Below are 15,552 nucleotides of genomic sequence, written 5' to 3'. Positions count from 1 at the left end.
TGCCTTTAAAGTGTGAAACTTAAAAAATCAATTTAAAATTTTAATATTATGGCTAAAGTTAATATCAAACCATTGGCAGACCGAGTACTTATTGAGCCAATGGCAGCTGAAACAAAAACTGCGTCGGGGATTTATATTCCAGATACGGCAAAGGAAAAACCTCAAAGAGGTAAAGTGGTTGCCGTAGGACCTGGAACCAAGGACGAAAAAGTTACTGTTAAGGTTGGTGATACCGTTCTTTATGGAAAATATGCCGGTACAGAATTAAAGTTGGATGGTTCTGATTACCTAATGATGCGTGAGAGTGACATTTTAGCGATCATTTAAAAATCGTTTAGCTGCAGGCCATTGGCCTATAGCCCAATCCAAAAAGATTTATAAGAAAATTAATTATGGCCATATGCGTAGAGCGAAAGGCCGAAAAAACTAAAAAATTAAAACATGGCAAAAGACATAAAATTTGACATTGATGCAAGAGACGGACTCAAGAGAGGCGTGGATGCATTGGCAAATGCTGTAAAAGTAACCTTAGGACCAAAAGGTAGAAACGTAATCATCAGCAAATCATTTGGAGCACCGCAAGTAACGAAAGACGGTGTTACCGTAGCAAAGGAAATAGAGCTTGAAAATGCACTTGAGAACATGGGTGCGCAAATGGTAAAGGAAGTTGCCTCCAAGACCAATGATTTGGCAGGTGATGGTACTACTACAGCTACCGTTCTTGCCCAAGCTATCGTTAAGGAAGGTCTAAAGAATGTTGCGGCAGGCGCAAACCCAATGGACCTTAAAAGAGGTATCGATAAAGCGGTAGAGGCCATCGTGGAAAATTTGGCCAAGCAAGCCAAAAAAGTTGGGGATTCATCCGAAAAAATCAAACAAGTTGCCTCTATATCCGCAAATAACGATGAGGCAATTGGAGATTTGATCGCTCAAGCCTTTGATAAAGTTGGTAAAGAAGGAGTTATTACCGTTGAGGAGGCCAAAGGAACGGACACTTATGTGGATGTTGTGGAAGGTATGCAGTTTGATAGAGGTTATCTTTCACCATACTTTGTAACCGATTCGGAAAAAATGGTGACTGAATTGGACAACCCATACATCTTGTTGTTCGACAAGAAAATTTCTTCCATGAAGGACCTGCTTCCCGTATTGGAACCAGTAGCACAATCAGGCAAGCCATTATTGATCATTGCAGAAGATGTGGATGGTGAGGCTTTGGCTACTTTGGTCGTAAACAAATTAAGAGGTTCCCTAAAAATTGCCGCTGTTAAGGCACCAGGTTTTGGAGATAGAAGAAAGGCCATGTTGGAGGATATCGCAATCTTGACAAAAGGTACCGTTATCTCCGAGGAAAGAGGTTTCTCCTTGGACAATGCAACAATTGATATGCTAGGTACTTGTGAAAAAGTACAAATCGATAAGGACAACACGACCATCGTAAACGGAGGCGGGGTTGCCAAGGATATAAAGGCAAGAGTAAACCAAATAAAGTCTCAAATTGAGACAACGACTTCTGACTACGACAAAGAAAAGTTACAGGAGCGTTTGGCCAAATTGGCCGGTGGTGTGGCCGTTCTTTATGTTGGTGCTGCATCTGAAGTTGAAATGAAAGAGAAAAAAGACCGTGTAGACGATGCATTGCACGCTACAAGGGCCGCTGTTGAGGAAGGTATCGTAGCAGGTGGTGGTGTAGCTTTGGTAAGGGCCAAGTCGGTTCTTTCAAAAGTGACTACCGAAAACGAGGATGAAGCAACCGGTCTACAAATTGTTGCCAGGGCTATAGAAGCACCACTTAGGACCATCGTTGAAAATGCCGGTGGTGAAGGTTCCGTAGTTGTTGCCAAAATTCTTGAAGGAAAAGGAGATTATGGTTATGATGCCAAATCAGATAAGTATGTTGAGATGATGAAGGCCGGTATAATCGACCCTAAGAAAGTAACCAGGGTAGCCTTGGAAAATGCCGCTTCTGTTTCTGGAATGATTTTGACCACAGAATGTGCATTGACCGATATTAAGGAAGATGCTCCTGCAGGCCCAGCAATGGGTGGCGGTGGCATGCCCGGTATGATGTAATAATCCCCCAAATCACAAGAGGGGACTTAGATAACTAAAGTGAAAAGCTGTCTAAAAAATTGGGCAGCTTTTTTATTTTAGCTCATAAAAAAACCACCTTCTTTCTTTACAAAAGGTGGTTTCTTTTTCCAAAGGTAAGGACCTATCCCATAGGTCCCAACAAGACTACTTCTTTCTAGGAGCAGCTTTTGGAGCAGCCTTCTTACCTGCCTTTGCAGGAGAAGGTTTCGCAGCAGGTTTACCAGCTGATTTTGCTTGTGCCATTGAAATCTAATTTATAGAAATTTACACGAATGTATTTCAGATAGTGATCCATGATATTTTTGTTAAGAAAATATTAACTAAAATTGATATCAGCAGAAACAAATTAAGAGTTAAGGTATTAAAATATAGATACTTACGTGCCTTAAATCTTATGGTAAAATTTAATGGAAAACCATTGTATTTTAAATTGTTTAACCCCAATTTTATTGCCTAAAAAGACCCATTATGTTAACTACTTTAAAACCCCAAATAATCTCAATATTAGAATCTAAAAAGGATTTGGATTCAAAACTACAGGAACTTTGTGATCTTCTAAAAGAGAAAGTGGACCACTACGATTGGGTTGGTTTTTATTTTAAAAACGGTCAAAAGGAAGAACTAAAGCTAGGGCCCTATGCAGGAGCTCCCACAGACCATACCATTATTCCCTTTGGCAAGGGTATCTGCGGACAGGTGGCGGTAAGCAACCAAAACTTTGTGGTTCCCGACGTGAAGGCGCAGGACAATTACATCGCCTGTAGCATTACTGTCAAATCTGAAATTGTTGTGCCGCTGTTCGTAAACGGGGAAAACATTGGGCAAATCGATATTGACTCGAATACTTTGGATCCATTCACGGAAGAAGATGAAAGGTTTTTGGAATTCGTAAACGGGGAAGTTGCCAAAATTCTTTAAAACTTTGATGTTTTTGTTGATAAAGTCGGCCTTAGTTTACTGCTAAAAAAGTACTTTTGTTGCCTTAATCGAACCCATAAGAATCCTATAATGAGTAGCTCAAAAAAAGCCTCCTCGGCCTTAATCTCCGTATTCCACAAAGATGGTCTGGAACCCATCGTAAAAAAATTTCAAGAACTCGGTATTACTATCTATTCCACGGGAGGAACCGAGAAATTCATTAAGGATTTGGGAATCGACGTCATACCGGTTGAGGACGTTACAAGCTATCCATCGATATTGGGCGGAAGGGTAAAAACCTTACATCCCAAGGTTTTTGGTGGTATCCTTAATAGACAAGACAATGAAAGCGATGTTGCCCAATTGGAAGAATTTGACATCCCTCAATTGGATATTGTCATCGTTGATTTATACCCTTTTGAAAAAACAGTGGCCAGTGGGGCATCGGAACAGGATATTATTGAAAAAATAGATATTGGAGGGATTTCCCTGATCAGGGCCGCAGCCAAAAATTATAATGATGTAATGTGCGTATCCTCTATGGAGGATTATGCGGAATTCTTGGATATTATTTCTAAAAACGCTGGTGAGACTACTTTAGAGGAGCGAAAGAAATTTGCCGCCAAATCCTTCAATGTTTCCTCTCATTATGATTCCGCCATTTTCAATTACTTCAATAAAAACCATGATATCGCCGCCTTAAAAGTGAGCGAGACCAAAGGAAAAGTTTTAAGATACGGGGAAAACCCACATCAAAAAGGGTTTTTCTTTGGAGATTTTGATGCCATGTTTTCACAGTTGCATGGTAAGGAACTCTCCTACAATAACTTGCTAGATGTAGATGCGGCCGTGAACTTAATGCTCGAATTTAAAAACGAGGCTCCTACCTTCGCTATTTTAAAACATAACAATGCCTGTGGATTGGCACAAAGGGATACGCTGCATAAGGCTTATATTGATGCATTGGCTGGCGATCCTGTTTCCGCTTTTGGAGGTGTTTTGATCAGTAACAAGGAAATTGATAAGGCTACCGCCACAGAGATCCATGAACTCTTTTGTGAGGTAGTCATTGCCCCAAGTTATTCTGACGATGCCTTGGACATATTAAAAGGAAAAAAGAACCGTATCATTTTGGTGCAAAATGACGTGGCTATGCCCGAAATGCAAGTACGTACCTGCCTTAACGGTATCCTGCTACAGGAAAAAGATTATAAGACCGATGTTTTCGAGGATTTGAGCCATGCCACTTCCACCAAACCAAGTGAACTAGAGTTGCAAGATTTGTTGTTTGCATCCAAGATTTGTAAACATACAAAATCGAACACCATAGTCTTGGCCAAGAACAAACAGCTTTGTGCGAGTGGCACGGGCCAGACTTCTAGGGTAGATGCATTAAACCAAGCCGTTCACAAGGCGAACTCCTTCAATTTCGATTTAAAGGGTGCCGTAATGGCCAGCGATGCCTTCTTCCCATTCCCGGATTGCGTTGAAATCGCGGCCAACGCCGGAATAACCAGCGTCATACAACCCGGTGGCTCCATCAAAGACCAATTAAGTATAGATTATTGCAACGAAAATGGAATTTCTATGGTGATGACAGGCACGCGTCATTTTAAGCATTAATTTTACTACTTTTGTCGATGTATTGCACCCCCTAATCCATAACCAAACATTATCATATGGGATTTTTTGACTTCTTGACCGAGGAAATAGCAATTGATTTAGGTACTGCTAACACCTTAATAATCCACAATGACAAAGTCGTTGTAGACAGTCCATCGATCGTAGCACGGGATCGGGTTAGTGGAAAAATCATCGCGGTTGGAAAGGAAGCCAACATGATGCAAGGAAAAACCCATGAAAACATTAAGACCATTAGACCATTGAAGGATGGTGTAATTGCGGATTTTGATGCATCGGAAAAGATGATCAACATGTTCATAAAGAACATTCCAGCCCTAAAGAAAAAATGGTTCCCACCGGCATTGAGAATGGTTATCTGTATTCCATCAGGTATTACTGAAGTGGAAATGCGGGCCGTAAAGGAGTCTGCAGAAAGGGTGAACGGCAAGGAGGTTTATTTAATACACGAACCAATGGCCGCCGCTATCGGTATAGGATTGGACATCATGCAGCCCAAGGGTAATATGATCGTTGATATAGGCGGGGGTACGACTGAAATTGCAGTTATAGCATTGGGAGGTATTGTTTGTGACAAATCCGTAAAAATTGGGGGGGATGTTTTTACCAACGATATTATTTATTACATGCGCACACAACACAATCTCTATGTGGGCGAAAGTACTGCCGAAGCCATAAAAATTGAAATAGGGTCAGCCACTGAGGATTTACAATCCCCTCCTGAGGAAAAGTCGGTTCAAGGTAGGGACCTTTTAACGGGAAAACCGAAGCAGGTACAAATTTCATATAGGGAAATCGCAAAGGCCCTCGATAAATCTATCTTAAGGGTTGAGGACGCGGTTATGGAAACGTTGTCGCAAACACCACCGGAATTAGCCGCGGATATTTACAATACGGGAATTTACCTGGCTGGTGGAGGATCCATGCTACGGGGATTGGACAGAAGACTTTCGCAAAAAACGGATTTGCCGGTTTACATAGCGGAAGATCCTTTGAGAGCGGTCGTTCGTGGAACGGGTATTGCCCTTAAAAACTTGGAAAGATATAAGAGCATACTTATCAAGTAATACCACACATAGATTCCTGTAATGAAAATTTAGAAGTGAATGCAACAGATAATAAATTTTCTGATTCGGTATAAAATCTTCCTATTATACCTTCTGCTACTATTCATTTCGTTAATTTTTACTTTTCAATCGCACTCCTACCATCAATCCAGATTCCTAAACTCTGCCAATTATGTTTCGGGAAGCATTTATTCTTTTTTCGACAATACTACCTCCTATTTTGACCTGAGGGAGGAAAACGAAAAACTGGTACAGGAAAACCAAAGGTTACGGTATCAACTATATAACAAGACAAATAACGGGGCACAAGCCTTGGATTCATTAGAGAGCAATTATTTGGTGGTAAGGGGCAAGGTAATCAAAAACAGTTACTCAGACCAACGTAACTATATTACCATAAACAAAGGCAAAAAAGATAGTGTTGAACAAGATATGGGCGTAATTACGTCAAAAGGTATTCTGGGTATTGTAGAAAACACCTCCAATGGTTTCGCAACGGTACAAAGCATACTCAACGAAAAATCCAACATAAATGCCAAAATCAAGAATTCCAATCATTTTGGTTCTTTGATTTGGGATACCAAGGATTACAAGACCGTGCAACTGATGGACATTCCCAGATTGGTGCAACTTACCATAGGAGACACTATAGTTACGGGAGCCATGAGCAGTATTTTCCCCGAAAATATTCCCATTGGGACCATTAAAAAATTCGATTTGGATACCTCCAAAAGTTTTTACCGTATAGATGTTTCCCTTTTTAATGATATGACGAACATCAACAATGTCTACATAATAAAAAACCTGAATAGGCAGGAAATCTTGGAACTACAGGAATCAACGGAAACAAATGATCAATAACACCTTTTTTATAAACGTACTAAGGTTTGTCCTATTGATCCTGGTTCAGGTACTTGTATTCAACAGGTTAAACTTCTTTGGCTATATAAATCCCATGGTATATGTTTTGTTTCTTTATTGGTACCCTATAAAGAAGAATAGAACAACCTTTATTTTGATTTGCTTCCTACTTGGGCTTTTGATCGATATTTTCTCGGATACCTTAGCCCTAAATGCAGCAGCTACAGTTACTATCGCTTACTTAAGGCCATCCATCATGCGGTTCGTTTTTGGGGTGAATTATGAGTTTCAAAGCTTTAAGTTAAATAGCTCCACCAAGGCACAACAATTCACATTTTTAGCGTTATTAATTGTAACCCATCACGTTATATATTTTACGCTGGAGATTTTTAGTTTTGCGAATGTACTTCTGATCTTCAAAAAAAGTATCACTATTGGGGCAGCATCCATACTATTATGTTTATTGTTTAGTTCATTGTTCAGTACTAGGAAGGAATGAGAAGAATATTACTTTCATTGATTATCATAATAATAGGAATTACCTTTTTGGGTAGGTTGTCCTATTTGCAGATATTCAGCTTCTCGCCCGATCAAGTTATTGAAGATCCCAGTATAAAAAGGGTGTACACCTATCCTGAAAGGGGTTATATCTATGATAGAAACGGAAATCTCTTGGTAGGCAATGATCCTGCCTATGATGTAATGGTAATACCAAGGGAAGTCCAACCTTTGGATACCTTGGAGTTTTGTGGAATGTTAGGTATAGACAAGGAGAAATTTGTTGAAAAGCTCACTAAGGCTAGGGTATATTCCCCTAGGTTACCATCGGTACTAGTTCCGCAGCTCTCGAAAGAGGACTATGCCAAGTTGCAGGAGAAGATGAGGAAATATAAAGGATTCTACATACAAAAGAGATCCCTAAGATATTATGACACCCCAAGTGCTGCAAATGTATTGGGCTATATAAGCGAGGTAAATGAAGGGGATCTGGCAAAAAATAAGTATTACATTCAAGGGGAACTAAGGGGAAGAACAGGGGTTGAAAGATACTATGAGGAACTCTTAAGGGGAAGAAAGGGTGTTCAGTATATTCAGAAAGACAGATTTAACAGAGATATAGGTCCCTATAAAAATGGTTCCTTGGATACACTTCCAGAACAAGGAAAACAGATTAGTATAACCTTGGACAAGACCCTTCAGGAATATGGAGAGCGCTTGATGGTGGGTAAAAGAGGGGGTATCGTGGCGCTGGAACCCGCCACTGGTGAAATTTTAAGTATGATTTCAGGGCCCACCTATGACCCCTCACTCCTTGTAGGCAGGGAACGTTCCAAAAACTATACAGAACTTTACAATGACACCATTGCAAATCCTACATGGGATCGATCTATTCATGCCCAACAACCACCAGGATCACCCTTTAAAACCTTAAATGCCCTTATCGCCTTGCAGGAAGGTGTGTTGGACGAATCAACAACCATTAGATGTTTTAACGGTTTTTATGTAGGAAAAAAGAAACGGGGATGCCACTGTGGTGGAGGTCTCCGAAATCTAAATAGTGGCATCTACCAATCCTGCAATGCTTATTTTGCAGGCACTTTCAGAAAAATCTTTGAAAAATTTGATACTACGGACGAGGCCATGGATGTCTGGGAGAAACATATGAAAAGTTTTGGCCTTGGCGATTATCTAGGCTATGACTTGCCGTTTGGTCAAAAAGGGAGAATACCAAGTAAAGAATACTATGACAAATGGTACGGTGACAACAGATGGAGCTCCTCTTTCATCATATCCAATTCCATAGGGCAAGGTGAAGTATTGGCAACTCCCGTGCAATTGGCGAATATGACGGCTGCTATAGCGAATAGGGGATTTTATTATACACCCCATATCCTAAAAAAAATCGAAGGTAAGGAAATTACGGACCCCAAGTTCACCGAACCCAAGCGCACCACAATAGACAAGGAACATTTTGAGCCCGTCGTTCAAGGAATGGCAGATGTTTACAGAAAGGGAACCGCAAGATGGTTGCAAATACCAGGTATTGAGGTAGCTGGGAAAACAGGTACTGCCGAAAATTTCACCAAAATCAACGGTGTACGCACCCAATTAACGGACCACTCCGTGTTCATAGCCTTTGCACCGGTTGAGAATCCAAAAATTGCCATAGCCGTATACATCGAGAATGGGTATTTTGGGTCCAGATATGCCGGTCATATAGCGTCTTTGATGATCGAAAAATACTTAAAAGGTGATATCACCAGAAAGGATTTGGAGAAGAAAATGTTGGAAAAAACACTGGAACACGAATACGCCAAACCATTTAGTGGTGAGGAATTTAAAATAAACGAACGTGTTTGGTAAAGTTCTAAGACGCATAGATTGGCTTACGATTCTTATTTACATGGCACTGGTCCTCATAGGTTGGACCAATATTTATTCAAGTACGTTTACTGATGAACAAACCTCGCTACTGGATTTAACTACGCGATCGGGGAAACAGCTCTTTTTTATCATTGTAAGTTTTGTAACGATAATTGTGATTCTTGCCCTGGAAGCCAACTTTTATGAACGCTTTGCAAGCCTATTTTACCTCCTTACCATACTTTCTCTGATAGGATTGTTCCTGTTTGGTAAGACTATCGCAGGAGCAACATCTTGGTACGACTTAGGTTTTTTTAACTTTCAACCGTCTGAATTGGCAAAGGTAGCCACTGCTCTGGCCCTTGCGAAATACCTGAGTGACATCCAAACCGACCTAAGGCGCGTAAAGGACCAATTGTACGCACTCTTGATTATACTAATTCCAGCCCTGCTTATCATACCCCAACCGGATCCTGGAAGCGCTCTGGTGTTCTTTTCCTTGATATTCGTGATTTTTAGGGAAGGATTGCCTCTCTATTACTTAGGTATTGTTTTTACCTTGATTTTAATCTTTATAACAACCTTAATGTTCGGAACTATTTGGCTGACAATTGGATTATTACTTTTGATAGCCCTGTTTTTTCTTCTAAAACGTAAGTCCTTAAAGGTTTCCATACTTCCTATCGTTATTGGCTCAATTGCAATAATTCTCTTCTCGCTATCAGTGAATTTTGTATTTAACAATCTTTTTGAACAACGACATCGGGATCGGTTCAGCTTGTGGCTTCGTTTGGAAAAAGACCCTGAAAAATTGGAACAGATTAGAAAAACTATCGGATATAACACCTATCAGTCCGAAAAAGCTATAGAATCAGGTGGGATTTCAGGAAAGGGATTTTTAGAGGGTACAAGGACCAAAGGCGATTTTGTACCTGAACAGGATACTGACTATATTTTTACAACGATAGGTGAAGAGTGGGGTTTTATAGGAACGGCTACGGTAATTATCCTTTTTTCCATTCTTTTTTTGAGATTGATTTACCTGGCGGAACGGCAAAAAAATGCGTTTTCAAGAATGTATGGCTATGGTGTCATATCTGTCCTCCTGATCCACTATTTTATAAATATAGGTATGGTAATAGGAATTTTACCTACCATTGGAATCCCATTACCTTTTTTTAGCTACGGCGGCTCCGGGCTACTTTTCTTTACCCTATTGCTTTTTATTTTTTTGAAATTGGACACAAATCGATTGAAGGAAAATTTTTAGAACCTCCAATCTTCCGTATCCACCTTGCCTTCCAATTCTTTCTGAAGTCCAACATCCATTTGTCCAAAAAAGTCGATTCCGGTTAGGGCTTCTATACTATCTATAGGAATGCAAAAGTCTTGTAGGGGTCTTTGCTGTTCCGCTCCGGGAAGTAAAAAGCCCAAAACCTTGAATTTTTTCCCTTCCTTACGAGCAACTATCTTATAAAATTTCTTGGGAACATCCACATCCTCCTCCCCTATTTCTTGTAATCCCTGTTCCAGAACACCACCCGTTATAACGATCACTTTTCCATAACGTTTTGCCCATTGGCGCACTTGCATCTCCAACCTATTCCAAACACCGGCATTAAAGTCCTTGTCCTGCGGACTGATATTACTCGTATAAAATGTTTCATTATAAGCTTGTTCCGAAAACCTACGGTCCCCAGCTGGACATAAATGTCCCCTGTCATAACCTGAACCCTTATAGTTTCGCCAGTCTGCCGACTTGGATTTTACCCAAGGATCTTCAATGAAATAGGGCCTATTGCGATCATCGTAAGTCAAATGTTTTTTTTCCAATTCATAGGCGACCCATTCCGCTTGTTCAAACGGCTCATTATACGATAATGAAAAATAGGAATGATGCACGATATCCCCGGTAGTGGAACTGGGCAAATACTCCAAAGGAAAAGAACTTGCGTTATTTTCATCATTCTTTTTTGAATAGGTATCCGGGGTGTAAAAGTTCTCAAATACCCAAAACCCAACGATACAAATCACTATTAAAATGGAGTAAATAGTACTATTTTTACGATATACGGACATTTTTCAAAGTTAGTCACAATTCTGTAAGATGTATAGTATTGTTACGACGGATAGAGTATCTAATAATCATAAGACGAAAGGAAATTTATGGCACTTACTTGGAAAGATATAATTCATTTTTCTGTTAAAGGAAATCCCACTCCGGACACGCGCGTAGAAAAATCGGAAAGTGAATGGAAACAACTATTGACCCCAGAGCAATTTAGGATTACCAGAAAGAAGGGAACGGAAGCTCCCCATTCAGGCGCCTTATGTAGTGTTCACGATGCCGGAAAATATGGTTGTATTTGTTGTGGTACCCTTTTATTTGACTCGAGCATTAAGTTTGAGTCTGGAACAGGATGGCCAAGCTTTACGCAGCCCATAAAAGAAAATGCCATAAAGTATATAAAGGACTCCTCTTTTGGAATGGTACGGGTAGAAGTTCTTTGCAATACATGTGATGCCCACCTAGGCCATGTTTTTCCTGATGGTCCTCCTCCAAGCGGATTACGATATTGTATCAATTCGGAATCCATGAAAATGATTAAGGAGGCGATCAATGAATAAATCAAATTTAGATTCCATCACAGTGGGCGGAGGCTGTTTTTGGTGTACTGAAGCCATATTTCAGGAAATCAAAGGAGTACAATCCGTTATATCAGGATATACGGGTGGAAATGCACCCGGTAAACCCACGTATAGGGAGATTTGTTCCGGTCTGACCGGTCATGCCGAAGTTGTAAAAATATCCTATGACCCTACCATGATTACCGTGTACGACCTTTTACAAATCTTTATGACAACGCATGACCCTACCACCTTGAACAGGCAGGGTGCGGACGTAGGAACACAATACCGCTCCGTAATATACTATAGAGACGATTATCAGAAAAAAATTGCGGAAAATATACTGGCGGATGTAGCACCACTCTATGAAAATCCCATTGTTACGGAAGTATCCCCGCTTGGCATTTTTTATGAGGCTGAGGACTATCATCAAGACTACTATAAAAATAATGGCTCACAAGGGTATTGCCAAGTCGTCATTAATCCTAAACTTGCCAAGCTAAAAAAGTTGTATGCCACTAAAATCAAATAATAAAAAAGCCCCGTATAAACGGGGCTTTTTTTTACTACATACATTATATCAGTAGTTAATTTTTTACGCTACTGGCGAGTTTAAGGTTCTTAAGATTGTTCATTTTTAAATCCTCAAGAACATTGACGGCTTCTTCTACATATACATCCTTAGCCAAACTCTTATGCCATCTATCCCTTTTTTCCCTTAACACAGAATCTTGGGCAAATAATTCCTGTTCATATTTCAAGGACTTAAAAGTCAATTTAGAATCATAGTCCATTAGACTTTTGAAATAATTGGACTGTTCCTTATCCTTTTCCTTCTCCTCTTTATACGTATTGTAATTTAGGGAAATCTCGGTTTCGTCCTGTTCAGACTTCAACCATTTTGCATTTTCCTCAATAAGTTTTATCTGTGGGTTGCTTTCCATTCTCTTTTTACTCTTGGCCACCGTTTGCTCATAATCAAGATAGCCATCCCAGATTTCATAGTCGGCAGGTGTAATTTTATCCCATTTTAAAGGATTTGCCTGATCTCGCTCTCCTAAATCGATATAACTGTATTTATCCGGTACCACAACATCACTTTTAACACCTTCCAATTGGGTTGAACCTCCATTGATTCTATAGAATTTTTGGGTAGTCAATTTAATGGCACCCAAATCTCCATGTTCATTGCTTCTAACGATGTTGTCCAAAGGTATTACGTTTTGTACGGTTCCCTTTCCAAAGGTTTGCTTGCTTCCTATCACGATGGCCCTTTTATAATCCTGCATGGCAGCGGCCAAAATTTCGGATGCGGATGCAGAAAGTTCGTTCACGAGTATCACCAAAGGTCCGTCCCACTGTATTCTTTCGTCCTTATCATCATAAACTTCTTTTTGCTTGTTTCCTGACCTAACTTGAACGATGGGCCCATCTTTAATGAATAGACCGGCCATTTCAACAACTGTCTTTAAGGAACCTCCCCCATTGTCCCTTAGGTCCAAAATCAATCCTTCGACACCTTCTTCTTTTAGGCGCTCAACTTCCTTGGCCACATCTGTGGCAGCATTTCTTTCGTTGTAATCCTCAAAATCCACATAGAATTTTGGAAGATTTATAATCCCGAATTTTTCATCACCTCTTATAATATTGGCAGATTTTGCATAGGACTCTTCCAATTCCACAACATCTCTAGTCAACGATATCTCCTCCAAAGAACCATCTACCTTTCGTACTGTTAGGTCAACAACCGTTCCCTGTGGGCCCTTAATCAACTTTATGGCATCATCCAAACGCATGCCAACTATGTTGATAGGTTCCTCGCCATTTTGGCCCACTTTAATTATTTCATCGCCAACTTCCAACCGTTGGTCTCTCCACACCGGACCCCCTGAAATGATTTCAACAATTTTGGCACCTTCCGGTTTTTTCTGTAGCCTAGCACCTATACCTTCAAATTTGCCGGACATATTCATGTCAAATTTTTCCTTGTCGTCCGGAGCAAAATAAAATGTGTGCGGATCAAACTCGTCAACTATGGTGTTGATATACTGTACGAACCAATCCTTTCGCTCCAAATCATCCACAAAATCAAAAAATTCATCCAACGTGGCTTCGGTTGATTCCCTTGATTCTATTTCAGCCTCTTCCGGGGAATGGGCACTATGGTCATGGTCATCTGAAATAGCCTCGTCAGCTGGCTTCTCAGCATGTGCGATTTTGGAGTCATAAGTACCCAAAGTAGCATATTTGAGTTGTTTCCTCCAGCGTTCCATTAATTCCTGCCTGTTGGAAGCGAATGGCTCATCCTCGTATTTTATACTTATAATTTCATTCTCCGAATAATCGAAAGGTTTCTTAAGGACTTCCTTGTAGATTTCCTTCGCATCGCCCATTCGTTGCATCAGCCTTTCATACACCAAATTGAAAAAAGTGATGTCAGTATTTTTTATTTGATCGTCGATTTGGAACTTATATTGCTCAAAATCAGCTATATCTGTAGCTAAAAAATAGCGTTTTGTGGGATCGAGAACATCTATAAAGTCTTCAAAAACGCTGACCGAAAAATCATCGTCGATTTCCTTGGGCTCGTAATGTCCCTTTTCCAAAACATAGGTAATCAGGTCCAATAACAATTTATCCTTATCGTCATTATCAAAAGACTTATTTGTGAAACTGCAGGATGCCACCGCAACCAGCATTATCGTAAGAACATAAGCTAAATTTCTTTTCATAAATATATTTTTAAATCTAATTTTCAAAACCTAGGAATTTATAGATTATACGAGCAACTTTTTTGTCGAAATCCTCTAAGATAAAGAAAAAACCATGCCAATTTGGGGGCTTGGAATTAATTTTTTGTTAAACGAGCCAAATGACAAATCCTATTTAAAAACGTATTTTTACCACAGAAAGTATATACCATGGGAAAACCTTTGATATTGGTAACCAATGATGATGGAATCACGGCCCCTGGGCTTCGTGCATTGGTCTCTTACATGAAGGAAATTGGGGATGTTGTAGTGGTAGCCCCGGATAGCCCACAATCTGGAATGGGGCACGCCATAACCTTGGACAGTACACTCTATTCAAAAAAAATGCAGGTAGATCTCAGTCATACGGGTACAGAGGAATATAGTTGTAGTGGCACCCCCGCCGACTGTGTGAAATTAGGTCTTCAAGAACTTTTGGACAGGAAGCCGGATATTTGCGTGAGTGGTATCAACCATGGATCAAATTCCTCCATCAACGTAATCTATTCCGGTACTATGAGTGCTGCCATTGAAGCTGGGATCGAGGGAGTACCGGCCATAGGATTTTCACTATGCGACTATAATTGGGAAGCGGATTTCGCACCTTCTGAAGATTTTGTAAAAAACATTGTCCGTGAGGCTTTAAAGTTTGGCATCCCAAAAGGTGTGGTCCTCAACGTCAACATTCCCAAACTGCCAAAAAAAGACCTGAAGGGAATTAAGGTCTGTAGGCAGGCCAAAGCGAATTGGAAGGAGAAGTTTGATAAAAGGACAAACCCTATGGGTAAGGATTACTATTGGTTGACGGGCGAATTCGAGCTCTTGGACAAAGGGGAAGATACGGACGAATGGGCCTTGGCAAACGGTTATATTTCAATAGTGCCCACCCAGTTTGACCTTACGGCACATCATGCCATACAGGACATCAATAATTGGAACTTAAAATGAACGTTAAAAAGGAACTTTTAATAGGGTTTTTAGTGGGCATCATTGCCAATACCATTGGAACTTTGGCCTATATCGTATTATTCTCAGACCTAAGTATTATGGAGACCTATACTGCCGCTGTTACACAAGGTCATGTAGGCAGTCTGTTGGCACTAGGTGCCATTTTAAACCTGATCGCTTTTTTTGGATTTTTGCGGATAAAGAGGGACAATAGGGCCAAGGGGGTTCTAATTGCCACCATTCTAACTGCTTTGGTGATTCTATACTACAAAGTTTTTTAG

At 40.3% G+C, this 15,552-nt stretch carries 15 protein-coding genes; 13 read left to right on the top strand and 2 right to left on the bottom strand.

Going from position 1 to position 15,552, the window contains the following annotated elements:
* Positions 1 to 48 precede the first annotated feature (48 nt).
* The 9 genes from DZC72_RS08185 to rodA all read left to right on the top strand — a co-directional run bounded on the left by DZC72_RS08185 (position 49) and on the right by rodA (position 10,215).
* Entirely contained in the window at positions 49 to 327 is a 279-nt protein-coding gene (locus DZC72_RS08185) for a co-chaperone GroES (protein ID WP_094997291.1), read from the top strand.
* 114 nt (positions 328 to 441) lie between these two features.
* On the top strand, positions 442 to 2,073 hold the full coding sequence (gene groL / locus DZC72_RS08180; RefSeq protein WP_125222343.1) for a chaperonin GroEL: 1,632 nt from the start codon (positions 442 to 444) through the stop codon (positions 2,071 to 2,073).
* A 489-nt stretch (positions 2,074 to 2,562) separates the two neighbouring features.
* Complete coding sequence (locus DZC72_RS08170) at positions 2,563 to 3,012, top strand: GAF domain-containing protein (protein ID WP_125222342.1); 450 nt, start codon at positions 2,563 to 2,565, stop codon at positions 3,010 to 3,012.
* Positions 3,013 to 3,102: 90 nt separating this feature from the next.
* Complete coding sequence (purH, locus tag DZC72_RS08165; RefSeq protein WP_125222341.1) at positions 3,103 to 4,635, top strand: bifunctional phosphoribosylaminoimidazolecarboxamide formyltransferase/IMP cyclohydrolase; 1,533 nt, start codon at positions 3,103 to 3,105, stop codon at positions 4,633 to 4,635.
* 56 nt (positions 4,636 to 4,691) lie between these two features.
* Entirely contained in the window at positions 4,692 to 5,720 is a 1,029-nt protein-coding gene (locus DZC72_RS08160) for a rod shape-determining protein (protein WP_125222340.1), read from the top strand.
* Positions 5,721 to 5,759: 39 nt separating this feature from the next.
* Positions 5,760 to 6,581, top strand: coding sequence for a rod shape-determining protein MreC (mreC, locus tag DZC72_RS08155; protein ID WP_125222339.1), 822 nt, complete (start codon positions 5,760 to 5,762; stop codon positions 6,579 to 6,581).
* Positions 6,571 to 7,080, top strand: coding sequence for a rod shape-determining protein MreD (gene mreD, locus DZC72_RS08150; RefSeq protein WP_125222338.1), 510 nt, complete (start codon positions 6,571 to 6,573; stop codon positions 7,078 to 7,080). The genes mreC and mreD overlap by 11 nt, the downstream gene beginning before the upstream one ends.
* Positions 7,077 to 8,945: a penicillin-binding protein 2 gene (mrdA, locus tag DZC72_RS08145; protein WP_125222337.1), complete on the top strand. Its 1,869-nt coding sequence runs from the start codon at positions 7,077 to 7,079 to the stop codon at positions 8,943 to 8,945. The genes mreD and mrdA overlap by 4 nt, the downstream gene beginning before the upstream one ends.
* Positions 8,935 to 10,215 carry a rod shape-determining protein RodA gene (gene rodA / locus DZC72_RS08140; protein WP_125222336.1) on the top strand — a complete coding sequence of 427 codons (1,281 nt, stop codon included), beginning with the start codon at positions 8,935 to 8,937 and terminating at the stop codon, positions 10,213 to 10,215. The genes mrdA and rodA overlap by 11 nt, the downstream gene beginning before the upstream one ends.
* Here the strand turns inward: rodA and DZC72_RS08135 are convergent.
* Positions 10,212 to 11,024, bottom strand: a complete 813-nt coding sequence (locus DZC72_RS08135; RefSeq protein WP_125222335.1) for a DNA/RNA non-specific endonuclease — start codon at positions 11,022 to 11,024, stop codon at positions 10,212 to 10,214. The two genes, rodA and DZC72_RS08135, sit on opposite strands and share 4 nt — an antisense overlap.
* An 87-nt stretch (positions 11,025 to 11,111) precedes the next feature.
* Here DZC72_RS08135 and msrB point away from each other — a divergent pair, with 87 nt between their 5' ends.
* Entirely contained in the window at positions 11,112 to 11,573 is a 462-nt protein-coding gene (gene msrB / locus DZC72_RS08130; RefSeq protein ID WP_125222334.1) for a peptide-methionine (R)-S-oxide reductase MsrB, read from the top strand.
* Positions 11,566 to 12,105, top strand: coding sequence for a peptide-methionine (S)-S-oxide reductase MsrA (gene msrA, locus DZC72_RS08125; RefSeq protein ID WP_125222333.1), 540 nt, complete (start codon positions 11,566 to 11,568; stop codon positions 12,103 to 12,105). Before msrB ends, msrA begins: the two co-directional genes overlap by 8 nt.
* A gap of 55 nt (positions 12,106 to 12,160) precedes the next feature.
* Here msrA and DZC72_RS08120 read toward each other — a convergent pair whose 3' ends face one another.
* Positions 12,161 to 14,305 carry a carboxy terminal-processing peptidase gene (locus tag DZC72_RS08120; protein WP_125222332.1) on the bottom strand — a complete coding sequence of 715 codons (2,145 nt, stop codon included), beginning with the start codon at positions 14,303 to 14,305 and terminating at the stop codon, positions 12,161 to 12,163.
* 189 nt (positions 14,306 to 14,494) lie between these two features.
* Between DZC72_RS08120 and surE the strand changes: the two genes are divergently transcribed.
* Together surE and DZC72_RS08110 are read left to right on the top strand one after the other, a co-directional pair.
* The gene (surE, locus tag DZC72_RS08115) at positions 14,495 to 15,271 is read left to right on the top strand and encodes a 5'/3'-nucleotidase SurE (protein WP_125222331.1); all 777 of its coding nucleotides are present in this window, start codon (positions 14,495 to 14,497) and stop codon (positions 15,269 to 15,271) included.
* Positions 15,268 to 15,552 (top strand): hypothetical protein, encoded by a 285-nt coding sequence (locus DZC72_RS08110; protein WP_125222330.1) that lies wholly within the window; start codon positions 15,268 to 15,270, stop codon positions 15,550 to 15,552. Before surE ends, DZC72_RS08110 begins: the two co-directional genes overlap by 4 nt.

Origin of the sequence: Maribacter algicola, from assembly GCF_003933245.1 — a bacterium.
Classification (GTDB): Bacteria; Bacteroidota; Bacteroidia; order Flavobacteriales; family Flavobacteriaceae; genus Maribacter; species Maribacter algicola.
Note: the sequence above shows the minus strand (reverse complement) of the source record. Positions and strands in the feature narration are given on the sequence as shown.